Origin of the sequence: Paeniglutamicibacter terrestris, from assembly GCF_012271785.1 — a bacterium.
GTDB lineage: Bacteria > Actinomycetota > Actinomycetes > Actinomycetales > Micrococcaceae > Paeniglutamicibacter > Paeniglutamicibacter terrestris.
The window spans coordinates 319464-335768 of the sequence record NZ_JAAWVT010000003.1 but is presented as its reverse complement, the minus strand read 5'-3'; the positions used below and the strand labels follow the sequence as shown (position 1 = coordinate 335768).

15 protein-coding genes are annotated in these 16305 nt (G+C 60.4%); 5 read left to right on the top strand and 10 right to left on the bottom strand.

The genetic code is table 11. From position 1 onward, the window contains the following. Positions 1-290: 290 nt before the first annotated feature. From era to HED64_RS09260, 4 genes are read right to left on the bottom strand one after another with little or no spacing between them, the layout of a single operon-like run. Positions 291-1262, bottom strand: coding sequence for a GTPase Era (gene era, locus HED64_RS09275; RefSeq protein ID WP_370630970.1), 972 nt, complete (start codon positions 1260-1262; stop codon positions 291-293). Next, complete coding sequence (locus HED64_RS09270; protein ID WP_168151734.1) at positions 1259-2569, bottom strand: hemolysin family protein; 1311 nt, start codon at positions 2567-2569, stop codon at positions 1259-1261. The genes era and HED64_RS09270 overlap by 4 nt, the downstream gene beginning before the upstream one ends. Beyond that, a complete protein-coding gene (gene ybeY, locus HED64_RS09265) occupies positions 2569-3042 on the bottom strand; it encodes an rRNA maturation RNase YbeY (RefSeq protein ID WP_168151733.1) in 474 nt (157 codons plus the stop codon). The genes HED64_RS09270 and ybeY overlap by 1 nt, the downstream gene beginning before the upstream one ends. Next, positions 3039-4079, bottom strand: a complete 1041-nt coding sequence (locus HED64_RS09260) for a PhoH family protein (RefSeq protein ID WP_245325865.1) — start codon at positions 4077-4079, stop codon at positions 3039-3041. The genes ybeY and HED64_RS09260 overlap by 4 nt, the downstream gene beginning before the upstream one ends. Positions 4080-4571: 492 nt before the next feature. On the opposite strand from HED64_RS09260, the gene HED64_RS09255 reads away from it, so the two are divergent. Then, positions 4572-5498 carry a GerMN domain-containing protein gene (locus HED64_RS09255; protein WP_168151731.1) on the top strand — a complete coding sequence of 309 codons (927 nt, stop codon included), beginning with the start codon at positions 4572-4574 and terminating at the stop codon, positions 5496-5498. A 73-nt stretch (positions 5499-5571) separates the two neighbouring features. Here the strand turns inward: HED64_RS09255 and HED64_RS09250 are convergent, their stop codons facing one another. The 3 genes from HED64_RS09250 to hrcA are packed head-to-tail and all read right to left on the bottom strand — an operon-like array spanning position 5572 to position 8574. Next, positions 5572-6375 (bottom strand): 16S rRNA (uracil(1498)-N(3))-methyltransferase, encoded by an 804-nt coding sequence (locus HED64_RS09250; protein WP_168151730.1) that lies wholly within the window; start codon positions 6373-6375, stop codon positions 5572-5574. Continuing rightward, positions 6372-7511 (bottom strand): molecular chaperone DnaJ, encoded by a 1140-nt coding sequence (dnaJ, locus tag HED64_RS09245; protein WP_168151729.1) that lies wholly within the window; start codon positions 7509-7511, stop codon positions 6372-6374. Before dnaJ ends, HED64_RS09250 begins: the two co-directional genes overlap by 4 nt. A gap of 49 nt (positions 7512-7560) precedes the next feature. Then, positions 7561-8574, bottom strand: a complete 1014-nt coding sequence (hrcA, locus tag HED64_RS09240; RefSeq protein ID WP_132363757.1) for a heat-inducible transcriptional repressor HrcA — start codon at positions 8572-8574, stop codon at positions 7561-7563. Positions 8575-8835: 261 nt separating this feature from the next. Between hrcA and HED64_RS09235 the strand changes: the two genes are divergently transcribed. Together HED64_RS09235 and HED64_RS09230 are read left to right on the top strand one after the other, a co-directional pair. Continuing rightward, positions 8836-9690 (top strand): DUF3097 domain-containing protein, encoded by an 855-nt coding sequence (locus HED64_RS09235; RefSeq protein WP_168151806.1) that lies wholly within the window; start codon positions 8836-8838, stop codon positions 9688-9690. Between the two features lie 194 nt (positions 9691-9884). After that, the gene (locus tag HED64_RS09230) at positions 9885-10298 is read left to right on the top strand and encodes a DUF4870 domain-containing protein (protein ID WP_168151728.1); all 414 of its coding nucleotides are present in this window, start codon (positions 9885-9887) and stop codon (positions 10296-10298) included. A gap of 122 nt (positions 10299-10420) precedes the next feature. Here the strand turns inward: HED64_RS09230 and hemW are convergent, their stop codons facing one another. Then, the gene (gene hemW, locus HED64_RS09225; RefSeq protein ID WP_168151727.1) at positions 10421-11650 is read right to left on the bottom strand and encodes a radical SAM family heme chaperone HemW; all 1230 of its coding nucleotides are present in this window, start codon (positions 11648-11650) and stop codon (positions 10421-10423) included. Between the two features lie 2 nt (positions 11651-11652). Continuing rightward, the gene (lepA, locus tag HED64_RS09220; RefSeq protein ID WP_168151726.1) at positions 11653-13497 is read right to left on the bottom strand and encodes a translation elongation factor 4; all 1845 of its coding nucleotides are present in this window, start codon (positions 13495-13497) and stop codon (positions 11653-11655) included. A gap of 135 nt (positions 13498-13632) precedes the next feature. Here lepA and HED64_RS09215 point away from each other — a divergent pair, with 135 nt between their 5' ends. Both HED64_RS09215 and rpsT read left to right on the top strand, forming a co-directional pair. Further along, positions 13633-14208 (top strand): type II toxin-antitoxin system PemK/MazF family toxin, encoded by a 576-nt coding sequence (locus HED64_RS09215; RefSeq protein WP_168151725.1) that lies wholly within the window; start codon positions 13633-13635, stop codon positions 14206-14208. Positions 14209-14582: 374 nt separating this feature from the next. Then, a complete protein-coding gene (gene rpsT / locus HED64_RS09210; protein WP_132363743.1) occupies positions 14583-14843 on the top strand; it encodes a 30S ribosomal protein S20 in 261 nt (86 codons plus the stop codon). A gap of 389 nt (positions 14844-15232) precedes the next feature. Here the strand turns inward: rpsT and holA are convergent, their stop codons facing one another. Continuing rightward, positions 15233-16231: a DNA polymerase III subunit delta gene (holA, locus tag HED64_RS09205; RefSeq protein WP_168151724.1), complete on the bottom strand. Its 999-nt coding sequence runs from the start codon at positions 16229-16231 to the stop codon at positions 15233-15235. Positions 16232-16305: the final 74 nt, after the last annotated feature.

The window sequence follows — 16305 nt, the reverse complement described above, 5'->3', positions numbered from 1 at the left end:
TTCAGTGGGCCTTTTCTAAGGTGGTGAGAAAGTGGGCCGGGACGATGTTTGACTCCGCAGCGAGGGGTCGGCCGAAGGACGCTTTAGAGTCCTGTGTGGGTCTCGCCGCGGCGGCTTAGTAGAAGTAGTCCGAAATGCATTTGTTCACCGTATCACCGGATATGTGACTCACCGGGCATCGACCATCGATTATTGCAATGGACTGTCACAAAGTTCGGGAAGCAGCTTAAAACTCGAAGGCCGTGGTGGCACTTACGTGCCACCACGGCCCCAGCTGGTACTACAAACGCTTAGAAGCCGAGCTTGCCCAGCTGCTTGGGATCGCGCTGCCATTCCTTGGCGATCTTCACGTGCAGGTCAAGGTAGACACGGGTACCCAAAAGGGCCTCGATGGCCTTGCGTGAACGCGTTCCAACATCTCGCAGCCGCGCCCCGCCCTTGCCGATAACAATGGCTTTCTGGCTCGAGCGCTCCACGTAGAGGTTCACTCGTACATCAAGCAGCGGGCTATCCTCGGGGCGTCCCTCACGCGGAATCATTTCCTCAACCACCACTGCCAGCGAGTGCGGAAGTTCATCGCGCACACCCTCGAGCGCTGCCTCACGAATCAGCTCCGAGACCATCTTGGCCTCGGGCTCATCGGTGAGTTCACCATCGGGGTACAGCGGCGGGGACAGCGGCATCTGCTTCACCAGCACATCGGCAACCTCGGATACCTGGTAGTCACCGGTGGCCGAAACCGGCACCACCGCTGCCCAACCATCCTCGCCCAGGGTGTCGATGCCCAGCTGGGTCACGGCCATGAGCTGAGCCATCAATGCGGCGCGATCGACGGTATCGGCCTTGGTCACGATCGCGACGATGGGCTTCTTTTGCAGCTGCGCCAGCTGGGTGGCAATGAACCTGTCACCCGGGCCGATCTTCTCGTTGGCCGGCAGGCAGAAACCGATGGCGTCAACTTCCGAGAGCGTGTCAGCTACTAGGTCGTTGAGGCGCTGACCCAACAGTGTGCGCGGGCGGTGTAGCCCGGGGGTGTCAACGAGGATCAGCTGGGAATCCGCGCGGTGCACGATACCGCGGATGGTGTGGCGGGTGGTCTGCGGCTTGGAGGAGGTGATGGCCACCTTCTGGCCAACCAACGCGTTGGTTAGCGTTGATTTGCCCGCGTTGGGGCGGCCCACGAAGGAGGTGAATCCGGCGCGGAAGTCATCTGGCCAGCCTCCGGTGGGCAGCATCTGTGGCTTCTTGATGTTCCGGCTCATGATAACTCCTTGTGATGCCCTGCATCTTTGGCGGCGGTAGTTTCGCCGGTCTGGGGTTGCGTAACTGATTTGCGCACCAGGATCTTACCGATCCGGTTGCGCCGTCCACTCAGCGAGAGGACTTTCATTTCTAATCCTGCATAGCTGGCGTGCGAGCCGAGCACCGGCACCGATTCCAGCGCCTTGCCCAAGAGTCCACCGAGGGAATCGACCTCATCTTCATCAATTTCGATGTCAAAGAGTTCACCGACCTCGTCAATGGAGGCGTGGGCACGCACCACGTAGCTGCCGTCCCCCACCTCTTCGATGTCGATGACCTGGCGGTCGTATTCGTCGTCGATTTCGCCCACGATTTCCTCGATCAGGTCCTCGAGGGTAACCAGCCCGGCGGTGCCGCCGTATTCGTCAATGACGATGGCCATATGGGTGGATTCACCCTGCAGCTCCGGAAGTAATTCGGCCACGGACTTTGACTCCGGCACGTAGCGTGCCGGACGCGAGAGATCCTCGACCAGATCCACCGATTGCGGGTTCAGGTGCAGCTTGTAGGCCACATCCTTGAGGTAGAGGATGCCAAAAATATCATCTGCATCCTCCCCGATCACCGGAATGCGGGAACAGCCCGAGGCCAGGAACAAATCCATGGCGGTACGCAGGCCCTGGCCCTTGTCGATGGTTTTCATCTCGGTGCGTGGCACCATGACCGAGCGGACGTAGGTGTCTTCCAGGTCAAAGACGGAGTTAATGATCTCCGCCGCGTCGTCCTCCAGCTCGTCGCCCTCGGTGGCTCGATCCACCAGATCGCGCAGGCGTTCCTTGGAGAGGAAGCCATCATCTTCTGCGACCGAACGTGGGGACAGCGACTGGCCGATGCTCACCAGCCAGCTCGGAATCGGACCCAGGACCACGCGGAGGAAGCGAACCAGTGGCGCGGTATAGCGGACCACGGTATCGGCGTGTCCGCGACCGAAGCGCCGTGGGGATACGCCCACCAGCACGAAGCTGACGGCCGCCATGGTGATGGTGGCCAGTAGGCCCGCCCACCAGATGTTGTCGAGTCGATCGTGGTAGAGGATGGCCACCGCGACCGCGGAGGCCGTCTCAAACCAGATCCGCCAGAACCGCACGGCATGGGTGTGATTTAGTGAGTCGGCAAGAATTTTGTCCAGAGCCGGGGTGCCGTAGTCGTTGCGTAGTGATTCGGCTTGTTGTCTCGAAAGATACAGATAGGCCGATTCGGCGGCCGTGAGCAGTGCTGCCACGATGATAAACACCAAGGCACAGAGCGCGAGAATGATCGCGGTCACTAGTCTGTCGTCTCCCGGGGTGCGGGGCGGCCAAGAAACGCTTCGAGCAGCTGACGCTGCAGGGCGAACATCACGTCCTTTTCGTCCGGCTCTTCGTGGTCAAAGCCCAAGAGGTGCAACATGCCGTGCGTGGTGAGCAGCAGGATTTCATCCTCCACGGAGTGACCCCCCGCGGCGGCCTGGGTGGTGGCAACCTGCGGGCAAATCACGATGTCCCCGAGCATTCCCGCGGCACTGGGTGCCCCGGAGGTACCCGGGCGCAGCTCGTCCATCGGGAAGCTCATCACATCGGTGGGGCCTTCGAGGTCCATCCACTCCACGTGCAGGGCGCTCATCGGCTCCTCATCAAGCAAGATGATGGAGACGTCGGTTTCCGGGTGCACAAACATGGCGGCGAGAATCGAGCGACCCAGTGCGCTGATCCGATCCAGATCCGCCGCGATCGCGGATTCGTTGTTAACCTCTACGCTCATGGGGACTGCTCCTGGTTGGCGGGCGCGCTGCCCGTACGTTTGGTATCGGTTCGGTGCTCTGGGTTTTTCGACGTTGCTGCCCGACGCCGCGAGCGGGCGGCGGAACGATTGAAGTTGGGGTCCTGACGCACGGTCCAGCGCTCGTATGCGCCAACGATGGCGCCAACCAGCCGGTGGCGCACCACGTCGGTGGCATCAAGTTCGCAGAAGGCGATGTCATCAACACCCTCGAGGATCTCGGTGACCACCCGCAGCCCGGACTTGGTACCGCTGGGCAAGTCAACCTGAGTGATGTCCCCGGTGATCACGATCTTGGAGCCAAAGCCCAAGCGTGTGAGGAACATCTTCATTTGTTCGGGGGTGGTGTTCTGTGCCTCGTCCAGGATGATAAATGCGTCATTCAGGGTGCGTCCACGCATGTAGGCCAGCGGGGCCACCTCGATGGTTCCGGCGGCTAAGAGCCGGGGCATCGAATCGGGTTCGATCATGTCATGCAGCGCGTCGTAGAGCGGGCGCAGGTAGGGATCAATCTTGTCCGTGAGGGTACCGGGGAGAAAACCGAGCTTCTCGCCGGCTTCAACGGCCGGGCGGGTCAGGATGATGCGGCTGACTTCCTTGGCCTGGAGTGCCGCCACGGCCTTGGCCATGGCGAGGTAGGTCTTGCCGGTACCTGCCGGGCCGATGCCGAAGATCACGGTGTTTTCATCGATGGCCTCGACGTAGTTCTTTTGGTTCTCGGTTTTCGGGCGGATTTCTTTGCCACGCCCCGAGAGAATCTTCATGCCCAATACCGATTGCGGATTGGCCGCTGTGGCGCTTTCGAGCATGCGTACCAATTGCTCGATGGTTTGGGCGGAGACGCGGGTGCCGTTGGCTGCCAGCGTGCGCGCCTCTGAGATCACCCGCAGGGCCTTTTGCCCTTGGCCGGGATCGCCATTAAGCCGCAGATCGTTGCCGCGAACGTGCAACCCAACTAGCGGATAGGCTCCGGAGATCACACGCAACAACTCGTCGTGGGCGCCGAGCGTGGCGAGCATTTGATCTGAACTGTCGAATTGGATCAGCGTCTCGGTTTCCCGAGGTTGACCCACTTGGCTCACTTGTTGGTCCATACGACTGTTGCAGCCCTCCGCATTCCGTGTGGGCAAATGGCATCAGCGGTGTCTCCGCGGCCATGGTTCCCTGCACTCGCCCAATCCTATCGCGAATGCCAGCAGCAGATCCGGCGTTGACCCTCGCTACTTTCTCACAGCAGCGGACAAGGATGACGGAGGATCACAAAAACTATTCATCGAACGGGGTTGGGTGCCTATTTTCGGCCCAGCTAGAGCGTTAGTCAACAATTTGGCCACAACTACGACCGCAACATATCAATCACACAACGGTCCTACCGGTTCCGGGGTTTTTGCACCCTACCGACCGTCAAGTTATGCCAAGCTGGAATGCACGCTGGCGCCGTCTCCCACCGCGCGGCGTACTATTCCCGTCTCACCTAACCACCATTGCCTGAAGAGAGTGTTTACTCACCGATGTTCCGTTCCCGTCGCACCCCGACCCGATATGCGGTCTTGGGACTCACCGTGGTGCTTGGCACACTCGCGGCCTGTGGCATTGCTATTCCGAACGAGCAGCTCTCCATGCCGCAAGCGGCCACCAGCATCCAGAGTTCCACTCCGCTCTCCGGCGTCGAGATGGAATCACTGAACACCACCGACCACATCCCGGTGTACTGGCTCGGCGAGCAAGACACCACGGTTTCCCTGTACCGCGAATTTGTTACGGTTCCTGTGGCAGCCGACCCGGTGGCCGATGCCGTGTCCTACATGCTCTCCGAAAAGCCTTCGGATCCTAAATACTTCAGTGCCTGGCGTCCCAGTGCCACGGTCGGCGCGTCCATTAGTTCAAACAATGTCATCACCATCGATCTAGCGGCCAAGGCCTTCGCCGCCTCCCTAGATCACGGCATGGCCGAGCGCTCCATTGCGCAGCTGGTCTTCACGGCAACCGCTGCGGCGTCAAATGCCGGGGTATTGACCGAGGGCTTGGAACCGAGCGTCAGAATTCTTGTTGATGGGCAAAGTGATTACAACGCCTTCGGCCAGATCCCGCTGGACCACAACTTCGCCCGTGATGCCAAACTTGCCGCGCCACTGTGGATCATCGATCCACAATTTAATAGCAGCTTCGCCAGCGGCGAGGTGACCTTCCATGGAGTCAGCGCAACGTATACCGGCGGTGAGTTTTGGGAAATCACCCGTCGTGACACCGACACGTCAAAGAGCTCAACGGTAGCCACCGGCACCCTAAGTACCGGACAAAAAGGTCTTGGACACAACGAATTTTCCTTCACCTATGTTTTGGCCCCCGGGGACTACACCGTTACCGCCTGGGGAATGGATTCGGCCTCGAGTAAGCGCGTGGGTACCGAAACCAAGGACTTCACCGTCACCAAGTAGCCAGATACTAAAAATGATCCCCGCGGGAACTCAGCACATTGCTAAGAACCCGCGGGGATCATTTTTTGTTTGTCTAGAGCTGTCCGAGCAGGTGCCGAGTTAAGACCAGGGCTGCGGGGCCAGCGGTTGAAGCGCGCAGGACGTGTTGTCCCAGGAGCGCGACCTTGGCACCGGCGGCCATGAACTTCTCCAACTCGGCATCAGAGATACCGCCCTCGGGACCAACTACCAGCTGGATTTCACCTCGGGTTGTCCCCTTAGCATCACGCAGTGCCGGATTGGCATCCAACCACTGATCGATGACCTGAGCCAGCGGCGCGGTGCCGCGTTCATGCAGCACGAGCACCAGGGTCGGGGTGGCCGAACCGGTCCGTTCCTCGATGTCCTTGGCCAGGGCACTGGTGGTGAGCATCGGCAACACCTCGGGCAGGAAGGTGCGCCGCGATTGCTTGAGTGCCGCGAGCACTGTGCTTTCCCACTTGCCGATCGCCTTGGATGCCTTGGCTTCGTTCCAGCGCACAATGGCGCGGTCAGATTGCCAGGGGCGTACGGCACTAATGCCCAATTCCACTGCCGACTCCACGGCCTGCAGATCCCTGTCCCCCTTGGCCAGCGCCTGGATCAGCGTGATGCCCACGGCCGGAGCCGCTTCAACATCCAGGGCGCGCACCACGGCGGTCAGTGATGATTTATGAGTCGTCACGACCTCCACCACGGCTCGCACACCCGTGCCATCCACCAGATCAATGAGCTCTCCGGCGTGTACGCGCTTGACCGTGACGGCATGGTGGCCCTCGGGACCATCTAGGCTCAGCTCGGTATCCACGCGCGCGTCGGCAAGCTCACCGACGGGCAGGAAAAAGCACTGGTTGCTCATGAGCCCAGGTTGCCCAGCTTCCCGCGCAAGCGCGAGAACATTCCACCGTTGGAGTCCAAACGGCCCTCGGCAAATTCTTCGCCGCGGAGTTTGGCCAGCTGCTCCAGTAGATCGCGCTGTGCAGCATCAACCTTGGTGGGGGTCTCAACCTGCAGGTGCACGATGATATCTCCGCGCTTTCCACCGCGCAGGCGAGGGACACCGAGACCCGGAAGCCGGACCGTGTCTCCTGACTGAGCACCGGATTCAACCTCGATGACCTGAATGTCGTCGAAGGTTTCCAGATCCAGATCCGCGCCGAGAGCCGCTGCGGTCATCGGAACGTTCATCCGTGCGTGCAGGTCAACACCGTCACGTTCGAAGACCTTGTGTCGGCGTACCTCGATCTCCACGTACAGGTCGCCGTTGGGGCCACCGCCGGGACCTGCCTCACCCTGATTGGTCAGGTGGATGCGGGTTCCGCTGGCAACGCCGGCAGGTACCTTCAGCTGCTTGGAAATACGCTCACGCACACGTCCCTGTCCGTTGCACTCGTTGCAAGGATCCGGGATGGTGGTGCCGAAGCCGCGGCAGGATGCGCAGGTCTCCACCGTCATCATCTGACCCAGGAACGAACGTACCGGGCGCTGGATCTGACCGGCGCCGTGGCAGATGTCGCAGGTGACCGGGGAGGTACCCGGGCGGCAGCAGCTGCCTTCACAGACGGAGCATGTGACTGCCGTTTCCATGTCCAGCGGGTAAACGGTGCCGGCAACGGCATCGGCCAGGTCAATGGTCGCGGTAATCAAGGCATCACGGCCACGTTGGGTGCGTGATGCCGGGCCCTGGGCACCGCCGCCACCGCCGCCGAAGAACTGCTCGAAGATGTCGCCGAAGCCGCCGCCGCCGCCAAAGCCGCCGCCGCCAAAGCCGCTCTGGCCGGTGCCGTTTTCGTTGCCGGTGGAATCGTAGTTGGCACGCTTCTCGGCATCGGACAGCACCTCGTAGGCGCGGGTGACCAGCTTAAACTTCTCAGACGCATCCTCCCCCGGGTTCACATCCGGGTGGAGTTTGCGGGCCAACTTGCGGTAGGCCTTCTTGATTTCTTCGCTGGTAGCGTCCTTGCTGACGCCCAATACTTCGTAATGGCTGCTCACAGTGCTCGCTGTGTCCTTTCGTACGTCAAAAACTGATTCCCGGCAGGCATTAACCGGCCAGGATTCTTGAGAGATAGCGGGAGACGGCGCGCACGGCGGCCATCGAGGTGGGGTAATTCATGCGGGTCGGGCCGAGCACACCAATCATGGCTTGCTCTCCCGGACCGTAGCCGGTGGCAACCACCGAGGCCTCGGTCAATGCACCGTATTGGTTCTCGGTGCCAATTCCCACGGCAATACCGTGAGCGTCCTGCTCGAGTTCGGAAAAGAGGCGCAGTAGCACCACTTGTTCCTCGAGAGCTTCGAGCACCGGGGTAATACTCAGGGGGAAATCCATATTAGACCGGGACAAGTTGGCCGTCCCGGCGGTGAGGATGCGGTCTACCGAGGAATTTCGCGCCAGGGAACCGAGTACCTCGGTAATGATGCGCACCGCTACGACCAGGCGCGGTTCCACGAGGTCGATCGCGCCTTGACCCAGTCGGGCCACCTCGGCGATCGGCTTCGATGCCAGAACCGTAAGCAGTATCGAGCGCAGACGCGCCAGATCGTCCTCGCCCACCGTACGGGGCAGCAGGATCACGCGTTGTTCCACCTTGCCACTGGAGGCGATAAGGACCACCAGAGTCTGTCCTGCCCCGAGCCCAACCAATTCGATGTGGCGGACCGTGGCGTTGGAATAATGCGGAACCTGGATCAGCGCGACCTGCCGAGTGATGCTGGCCAGTAGTCGCACCGTGTTCTCCAGGACATCGTTCACATCGTGGGAGCCCTCCAAGAGGGCGGCGATGGCGCGGCGTTCGGGTCCGGACAGCGGCTTGACGTCACCGATCTGGTCCACGAAGTGCCGGTATCCCTTTTCGGTAGGGATGCGGCCCGAGGAGGTGTGCGGGGCGACAATGAGCCCCTCTTCCTCGAGTGAGGCCATGTCGTTGCGGATGGTGGCGGCCGAGACACCGAGATCGTGGCGCTCTAAAAGAGCACGCGAACCAACTGGTTCGCGTGACTGCACGTAGTCTTCAACGATAGCTCGAAGGACCTCGAGCCGGCGCGGTTCGGTCATTCCCACCTTCTCCTGACACAGCGGTTCACAGCGGTCGGGCGGTGCCCCGGCCCGCGGGACCGGAGTTAGCACTCGACATGTTCAAGTGCCAAGTCTAATACGATCTTACGTACTTGTTAGCATGGTCTGGTCCCATAGCTTGATGCGTACTTCGACACACTGCCGCCCCACGTGGGCGCGGAGTCCCGGCCGAAGCCGGCGGTACGCGACCAAGAACCAAGGACGATGACCCAACATCAGCTGATAGCCGAAAGTGACACGATGAACTATCAAGGGTGGGGCGCCCAGGACATCAGCGCCCCCAAGAAACGTGTTTTGCGTCAGGTCCCACTTGCCCGTGGACTCCTGCTGGAGGACGTGGAAAGTGGCTGGGTGGGTGAAGTGGTGCGCACCGAAAAATCTGGGGGCATGCGGGTATTGGTCCTCGAGGATCGTCACGGACGTACCCGATCCTTCCGCGCCGGATTCGGCTTCCTGCTGGAGGGTGAGCCGGTGGAAATCATCGAGCCCGCCGCGGTTCCCCCGGCACCTCAGGGCACCGCGCGCAGCGCGTCGGGCTCACGCATGGTCACGAATATGAAGGCCCGCACGGCTCGGGCCAGCCGCATTTGGGTCGAGGGTAAGCACGACGCGCAGTTGGTGGAGAAGGTCTGGGGGCACGACTTGCGTGTTGAAGGCATCGTCGTTGAACCGTTGCACGGTGTTGATGATCTCGCTTCCGCCATCCGCGCCTTCAATCCGTCGCCACAGCGCAAACTCGGCATTCTCGTTGACCACCTGGTTTCCGGCACCAAGGAAGCAAAAATCGCTGCCGAGGCCATGCGAGTACCCGGAGCAGCCGGCAATGTGCTGATCGTCGGTCACCCCTATGTTGATGTCTGGCAAGCCATCAGGCCCTCGGTACTGAAAATCAAGGCGTGGCCGGTAGTTCCGCGCGGCACCGACTGGAAGACTGGCATCCTCAAGGGTCTGGGCTGGCCGTACGCCGAACAGATTGACGTGGCCCAGGGCTGGGAACGCATCCTTGGCCAGGTGCGCTCCTATGCGGATCTGGAACCATCACTCTTGGGCCGGGTGGAAGAGGTCATCGACTTCCTCACCGCCGAGGGGCACTAAGCGTTTCGCCATGAGCTTGATCACCACCGGCGGACGAAGGAGCGGATCCGCGCCCAGTGTTGGTGACAAAATGATCACAATGCGCCTCCTGCGCCGAAAATGCCATCCTGTGGGCATTTCGTGTTAGTTCACGGCATTGCTTTGAGGATAAACTGGCGTTCGATTCAATCATCCCTACGAAGAGGACTGCAGCAGTGGTAAACGAGGCACGAAAAGCACCCGGTGGTCAAAGTCAGCCGGATCGATTCGAAGGCTCTTCCGCCGCACCCCTGCCACTGACGCCAACCGAGGACAGGCAGTGGGCAACGATCGCCCACTTCGGTGCGATCCTCGGATGCATCCCCGCGCTGATCATTTACTCGGTGTTCCGCTCGCGTGGCCCCTTCACCGCCCAGGAGTCAAAGGAAGCGTTGAATTTCACCTTCCCGTTAACCATTCTGGCGATCGTGCTTCAGCTGCTCTCGCTCATCCCGGTCATCGGATGGGTCTTTGCGGTCCTGGTGGTTATTGACTGGCTCTTCCTCACCGTCAGCGGAGTACGTGCCGGCATCAACGTGAATAAGTCGCGGCCGTACCGCTATGGACTGAATCTGCGCCTCTTCCACTAGGAAGAACTGACACCACAAAAAACGGTGTGGAGCTCAGCACCGCCGCAAGGCGAATGGCGAGTTCCACACCGTTTTTTTGTTGCCGTTTTTTCACCGAACCTTTTGGCCGGCCAATACTGGGACTAGAAGTCCAGCAGTCTTCGCAATACAGCATCGGCCAGTAGCCGTCCCTGCAAGGTCAGCACGACCTTCTTAGCGAAGGCGGCCTCCGGGACCACCAAACCGTCGGCAATCAGCCCGGCAATGGCCGTGCGTCCGGCAGGCTGAAGATCGGCGATGTTCATGCCATCAACAATGCGCGTGAGCAGCATGGCCTTCTCCAGATAGCGAGCGTCCGCGTCCGGGGTTTCGCGGCCTGCAGCCGGCGAGGTTCCAGCATCGATGCGCTGCTGGTAAGCCGCCGGGTGTTTAACGTTCCACCAGCGCAGCCCGCCCACGTGGGAGTGGGCACCGGGGCCCGCTCCCCACCAGTCACCTCCCCGCCAATAGGCGAGGTTGTGCAGGCAGCGGTTTTCCTCGGTCTTAGACCAGTTGCTGACCTCGTACCATTGGAATCCGGCGGCAGCAAAGAGCTCGTCGGCAATCAGGTATTTATCGGCGTGATCATCATCGTCAATGTCTGCCACCTCACCGCGGCGGATCTGCCCGAAGAGGCGGGTGCCTTCCTCGATGATCAGTGCATAGGCAGAGATATGGTCCGGGTCGTAGGACAGCGCGGTCTGCACGCTGGTGCGCCAGTCCTCGATGGACTCCCCCGGAGTTCCGTAGATCAGATCAACGCTGACCGCCAGGCCAGCTTCCTTTGCCCAGGCAACTGCCTGACCCACTCGATCGGGATTGTGCGTCCGGTCAAGGGTGGCCAAGACGTGCGGAACCGCTGACTGCATGCCGATGGACACACGGGTGAAGCCGCCGTCGGCCAAAGCCTGCAGGGATTCGCTGGTCACGGAGTCCGGGTTAGCCTCGGTGGTGACTTCGGCGTCGGGCGCCAAATCCCATTGGGTACGAATTTCGGCCAGCACCCGGACTAAATCTGCTGCGGGCAGCAGGGTCGGCGTGCCCCCACCGAAGAAGACGGTGGAGACTTCACGCCGAGGAACCCCGGAGGTCTCAAGTACCGTGGCGCCAAAGGCAATTTCCGCGGAAACCGCCTCGGCATAGGACTCCTGGCTGGATCCGGAACCCAGCTCATGGGCCGTGTAGGTGTTGAAGTCACAGTAGCCACAGCGCACCGCGCAGAAGGGAATATGGACGTATACCGAGAAGGTACGCTCCGCGGCGCCGGTGATACAACTTGCCGGAAGCAAGCCGTCAGCCGGCGCCGGGTCCCCGAGGGGTAAAGCAGAGGGCATAACTATTTCTTCTTGGGCTCGTCGGAGGAGAGGGCAACAATGAAGGCTTCCTGCGGAACCTCCACACGACCAACCATCTTCATGCGCTTCTTACCGGCCTTCTGCTTTTCGAGCAGCTTGCGCTTACGGCTAATATCGCCACCGTAGCACTTGGCCAAAACGTCCTTACGGATCGCTCGGATGGATTCGCGCGCGATGATGCGTGAGCCAATGGCCGCCTGAATCGGCACCTCAAACTGCTGGCGAGGAATGAGTTCGCGCAGCTTCTTGGTCATCATCAGTCCGTAGGCGTACGCCTTGTCGCGGTGCGTGACAGCACTGAAGGCGTCAACCTGCTCACCTTGGAGCAGAATGTCGACCTTCACCAAATCGGAAATCTGTTCGCCGTCGGCCTTCCAGTCCAGCGAGGCGTACCCGCGGGTCTTGGACTTGAGCACGTCGAAGAAGTCGAAGACGATTTCTGCCAGCGGAAGCCAGTAACGGATCTCCACGCGTTCCTCGGAGAGGTAATCCATGCCGCGCATGACACCACGGCGTGACTGGCACAATTCCATGATGGCGCCAACAAATTCGTGGGGTGCCAGAATCGTGCCGGCAACCATCGGCTCGTGTACCTCGAGGATCTTCCCGTCGGGGAACTCACTCGGGTTGGTCACGGTGCGCAGCTTTTTGTCATCGGTCATGACCTCGTACACCACGTTGGGTGCGGTGGAGATCAGGTCCAGATTGAACTCGGCTTCCAGGCGTTCGCGAGTAATTTCCAGGTGCAATAGACCCAAGAAACCGACGCGGAAACCGAAGCCCAAGGCCACGGAGGTCTCCGGGACATAGGTCAGTGCCGCATCGTTAAGCTGCAGCTTATCCAGCGCATCACGCAGGGCAGGGTAGTCCGAACCGTCGATCGGGTACAGACCGGAGAAGACCATCGGCTTCGGGTCTTGGTAACCGCCCAACGATTTTTCCGCCGGCTTGGCAAAGTTGGTGACGGTGTCGCCGACCTTTGACTGGCGTACGTCCTTCACGCCGGTGATGAGGTATCCCACCTCACCGACGCCCAGACCCTTGGAAGGAACCGGCTCCGGTGAGGAGACTCCGATTTCCAGCAGGTCATAAACGGTACCCGTGGACATCATCTGGACCTTCTCGCGCGGCGAGATGTTGCCGTCGACAACTCGGACATAGGTCACGACGCCGCGGTAGGTGTCGTACACCGAGTCAAAGATCATGGCGCGGGCCGGTGCGTCCGGATCCCCTACGGGGGCCGGCAGGTCGCGAACGACCTTGTCCAGCAGGGCCTCAACGCCCATGCCGGTCTTGCCCGAAACCTGAAGGATGTCCTCCGGTTCGCAGCCAATGAGCTTGGAAATCTCCGCCGCATACTTTTCCGGCTGTGCAGAGGGAAGGTCAATCTTGTTCAGCACGGGAATGATCGTCATGTCATTCTCAATCGCCAAATAGAGGTTTGCCAGCGTCTGGGCCTCAATACCCTGGGCGGCGTCCACCAACAGGATCGCGCCTTCGCAGGCGGCCAGCGAACGCGAAACCTCATAGGTGAAGTCGACGTGCCCGGGGGTGTCGATCATGTTCAGTGCGTAGGACTGACCATCAACCTCCCAAGGCATGCGAACGGCCTGGGACTTGATGGTGATGCCGCGTTCTCGCTCGATATCCATTCGGTCCAGGTACTGGGCCTTCATATCGCGTGAGGAGACGACTCCGGTGAGCTGCAACATCCGGTCGGCCAGGGTCGACTTGCCGTGGTCGATGTGGGCGATGATGCAGAAATTTCTGATGATCGCCGGATCTGTCGCGGCAGGCACCGGTGCGGTGCGGGCCAAGGGTGACACGTAAGGGACCTCGCTAATGGGGGACGAAAATGTTCAGGGGCGCGCAACTTGCTGCGCACAGGCCATTGTCCCATGACTAGGGCCACGGTGTCGCACCACGAGCCGAACGCGAGTCCAAACTGGTAGTTTGACCACATGAAGTTCAATTCCTCAGCCATTCTCAGGTTCATCGGCCGCGCACTCGGATCTGCCCTGAAGGATGCAGCAAAGCAACAGGGTTCCAACGCGAACCGCGGCTCAAACCGCAGCGGATCTTCACCCTCGACGCGTCGGCCCACCGCATCAACAACGAGCAGCAACGCCAAGGGAAGCTGGGAGTTCGGCGGATATCCCGGGGATTTCCCCGGAACCGTTAACGCACAGTACGCACCTCAAGCCGACGGGCGCCCGGACCCAGGGGAAGTCGTTTGGGCATGGGTCCCCTATGAAGAGGACCATGCCCAGGGTAAGGATCGCCCGGTGTTGCTGGTGGGTCGTGATGCCAACTACCTGCTGGCCCTAATGCTGACCTCCAAGGACCACACCAATACGCGCACCAATGACAGGGACTACCTAGACGTCGGAACCGGGGCCTGGGACAAGCAGGGGCGCCCGAGCGAAGTGAAACTGGACCGAGTCATCCGCCTGAGTGAGGGCGGCATCCGCCGCGAGGGCGCCATCATGGATCGCCAGAACTTTACGCGTGTTGCCGAAAGCCTAGCCTCGGCCTGATCCCGGCATCTTTGCCCGGCATTTAGCCCTGCGCCATCCCGCTCACCTAAGCGGCGCGGCGCAGGGCTTTTTTGATGTTGGGTTACTTGCACGAAACCCCTGCCCCTGCGCGGGATTTCTGATGTTTGCGCTTAGCCGATCTGGGTGCACACTCATGAATCAACAGACCAGTGAACGGTCCTAGATCACAACACAAATGTCCCCGACGTGTCGAGATGGCCACCTGAACCTGCTAGTATTACATCTTGTGTGTCCGCGCAGGTCGACGGGCACTTCTCCCGGGTCGCCATAGGTATCCCCACGCCGCTCAGTCAATGGCCCGGAAGATATCCCTCACCGACCATATAAGCGATGAGCAAGAGAGTTTAAATACAGTGGCAAATATCAAGTCCCAGAAGAAGCGCATTCTCACCAACGAGAAGTCGCGCCAGCGTAACGCTGCCGTCAAGTCCGAGATTCGCACTGCAATCCGCGCAGTTAACACTGCCGTTGTAGCCGAAGACAAGGATGCAGCAACTGCAGCACTGCTTGCAGCTGGCCGCAAGATCGATAAGGCCGCAACGAAGGGTGTGCTGCACAAGAACAACGCAGCAAACCACAAGTCGGCCATCTCCAAGAAGGTTAACGCCCTCTAAGGATTGCTTCACTGCATCGACAGGCTCCCTCTCCCCCATATCTAGGGGAAAGGGAGCCTGTCGTTTTTAACTTCACGCTGACTTTCAAAAATCGAGTTCTGCTGATGGATTCCATCCGTCGTCAAACATCGACCACAATGCCTACGGCTCACGAGCTGATCCTGAAGCCGTGCTCAGCGTGTTGAGCTAGGTGGCAAGTGAGCAGATCTTCACTCTGCGGGACCGAGCTATCATCGCGGCCCCGGGCTGTACTTTCTCGCCCGACAAGCTCGTAATTCTCGGGCTAGACGATTGTGGTCGCTATATCGGGGTGAACAACCCGCCCACGAGCGCAGCGCGCCGCTCACCATCAACTCGCGCGCTATATCACTGCCCGCGAAGATGAACCTTTAGTGTCGAGCCGCCAAGGAAATCTGCATTACTGCACGCTCCACCGCGTACTCGGGATCGCGTGATGCGCCCTTCACCTGGGCATCAGCTTCGGCAACCAGACGAATACAGCGAGCAAGGTCCTCGGCCTTCCAATTCCTGGCCTGTTCCTGCGCCTGCTGGACCTGCCATGGCGCCATACCCAATTCGCTGGCCAGCTGTCCGGAGGACTTGCGAACACCTGCGACCTTCGCGACCTGGCGGAGCTTCATGGCGAGCGTGGCAACGATCGGCACCGGGTCGGTACCCGTGGCCAGTGCATGGCGCAAGGTGCTCAACGCAACGTCTGCGCGTCCGGCTAGGGCGGCATCGGCTACCTTGAAGCCGGTGGCTTCAACTCGCCCGCCGTAATACTTATCAACAACGTCCTGGTCAACGGCGCCGGTGGTGTCCTGGAGCAGCTGGGAGCATGCAGCAGCCAACTCGGAGAGATCACTGCCTAGCGCTGCCACTAGGGCTCGGGACCCCTCGGCGGTGAGCTTGCGTTTTGCGGTGCGGAACTCTTGCGCCACAAAGTCGATCTTTTCGGCGTCCTTCTTTAACGGCTGGCAATCCACCACGATGGCCCCGGCTGCCTTGAGCGCGTCAAGTAGCTTCTTTCCGCGTACTCCACCACTGTGATGCATCACCAGGGTGGCGTCGGGCGCCGGCGATTTGGCATAGGACAGCGCATCATTGAGGAAGTCCTCGTTCATGGTGCCCAGCTGACGAATCTCGATGAGCTTAGTTTCGCTAAAGAGCGAAGGGCTGGAAGCTAGGAGCAATTCGCCACGTTCGTAGCTATTGGCTTCAAAGCGGGTCATTTCGATCTCCGCGTTGCCGCGTAAGGCCGTACGCACGGTTTCGAAGGCACGGCTGGCAAGCAACTCTTCGGAACCTTGCAAGAGGATCAACGGTGCCGGAGTCACCGACCGCCAGGAAATACCGGCATTCTTGGACGTGCCTCGTGGCGCTGCCATGACCAACCCTTTAGATAGTGATTTTCAAACCTTATCGATCCTATCGCCAACGACAATCTGCGGCATCACCGGAT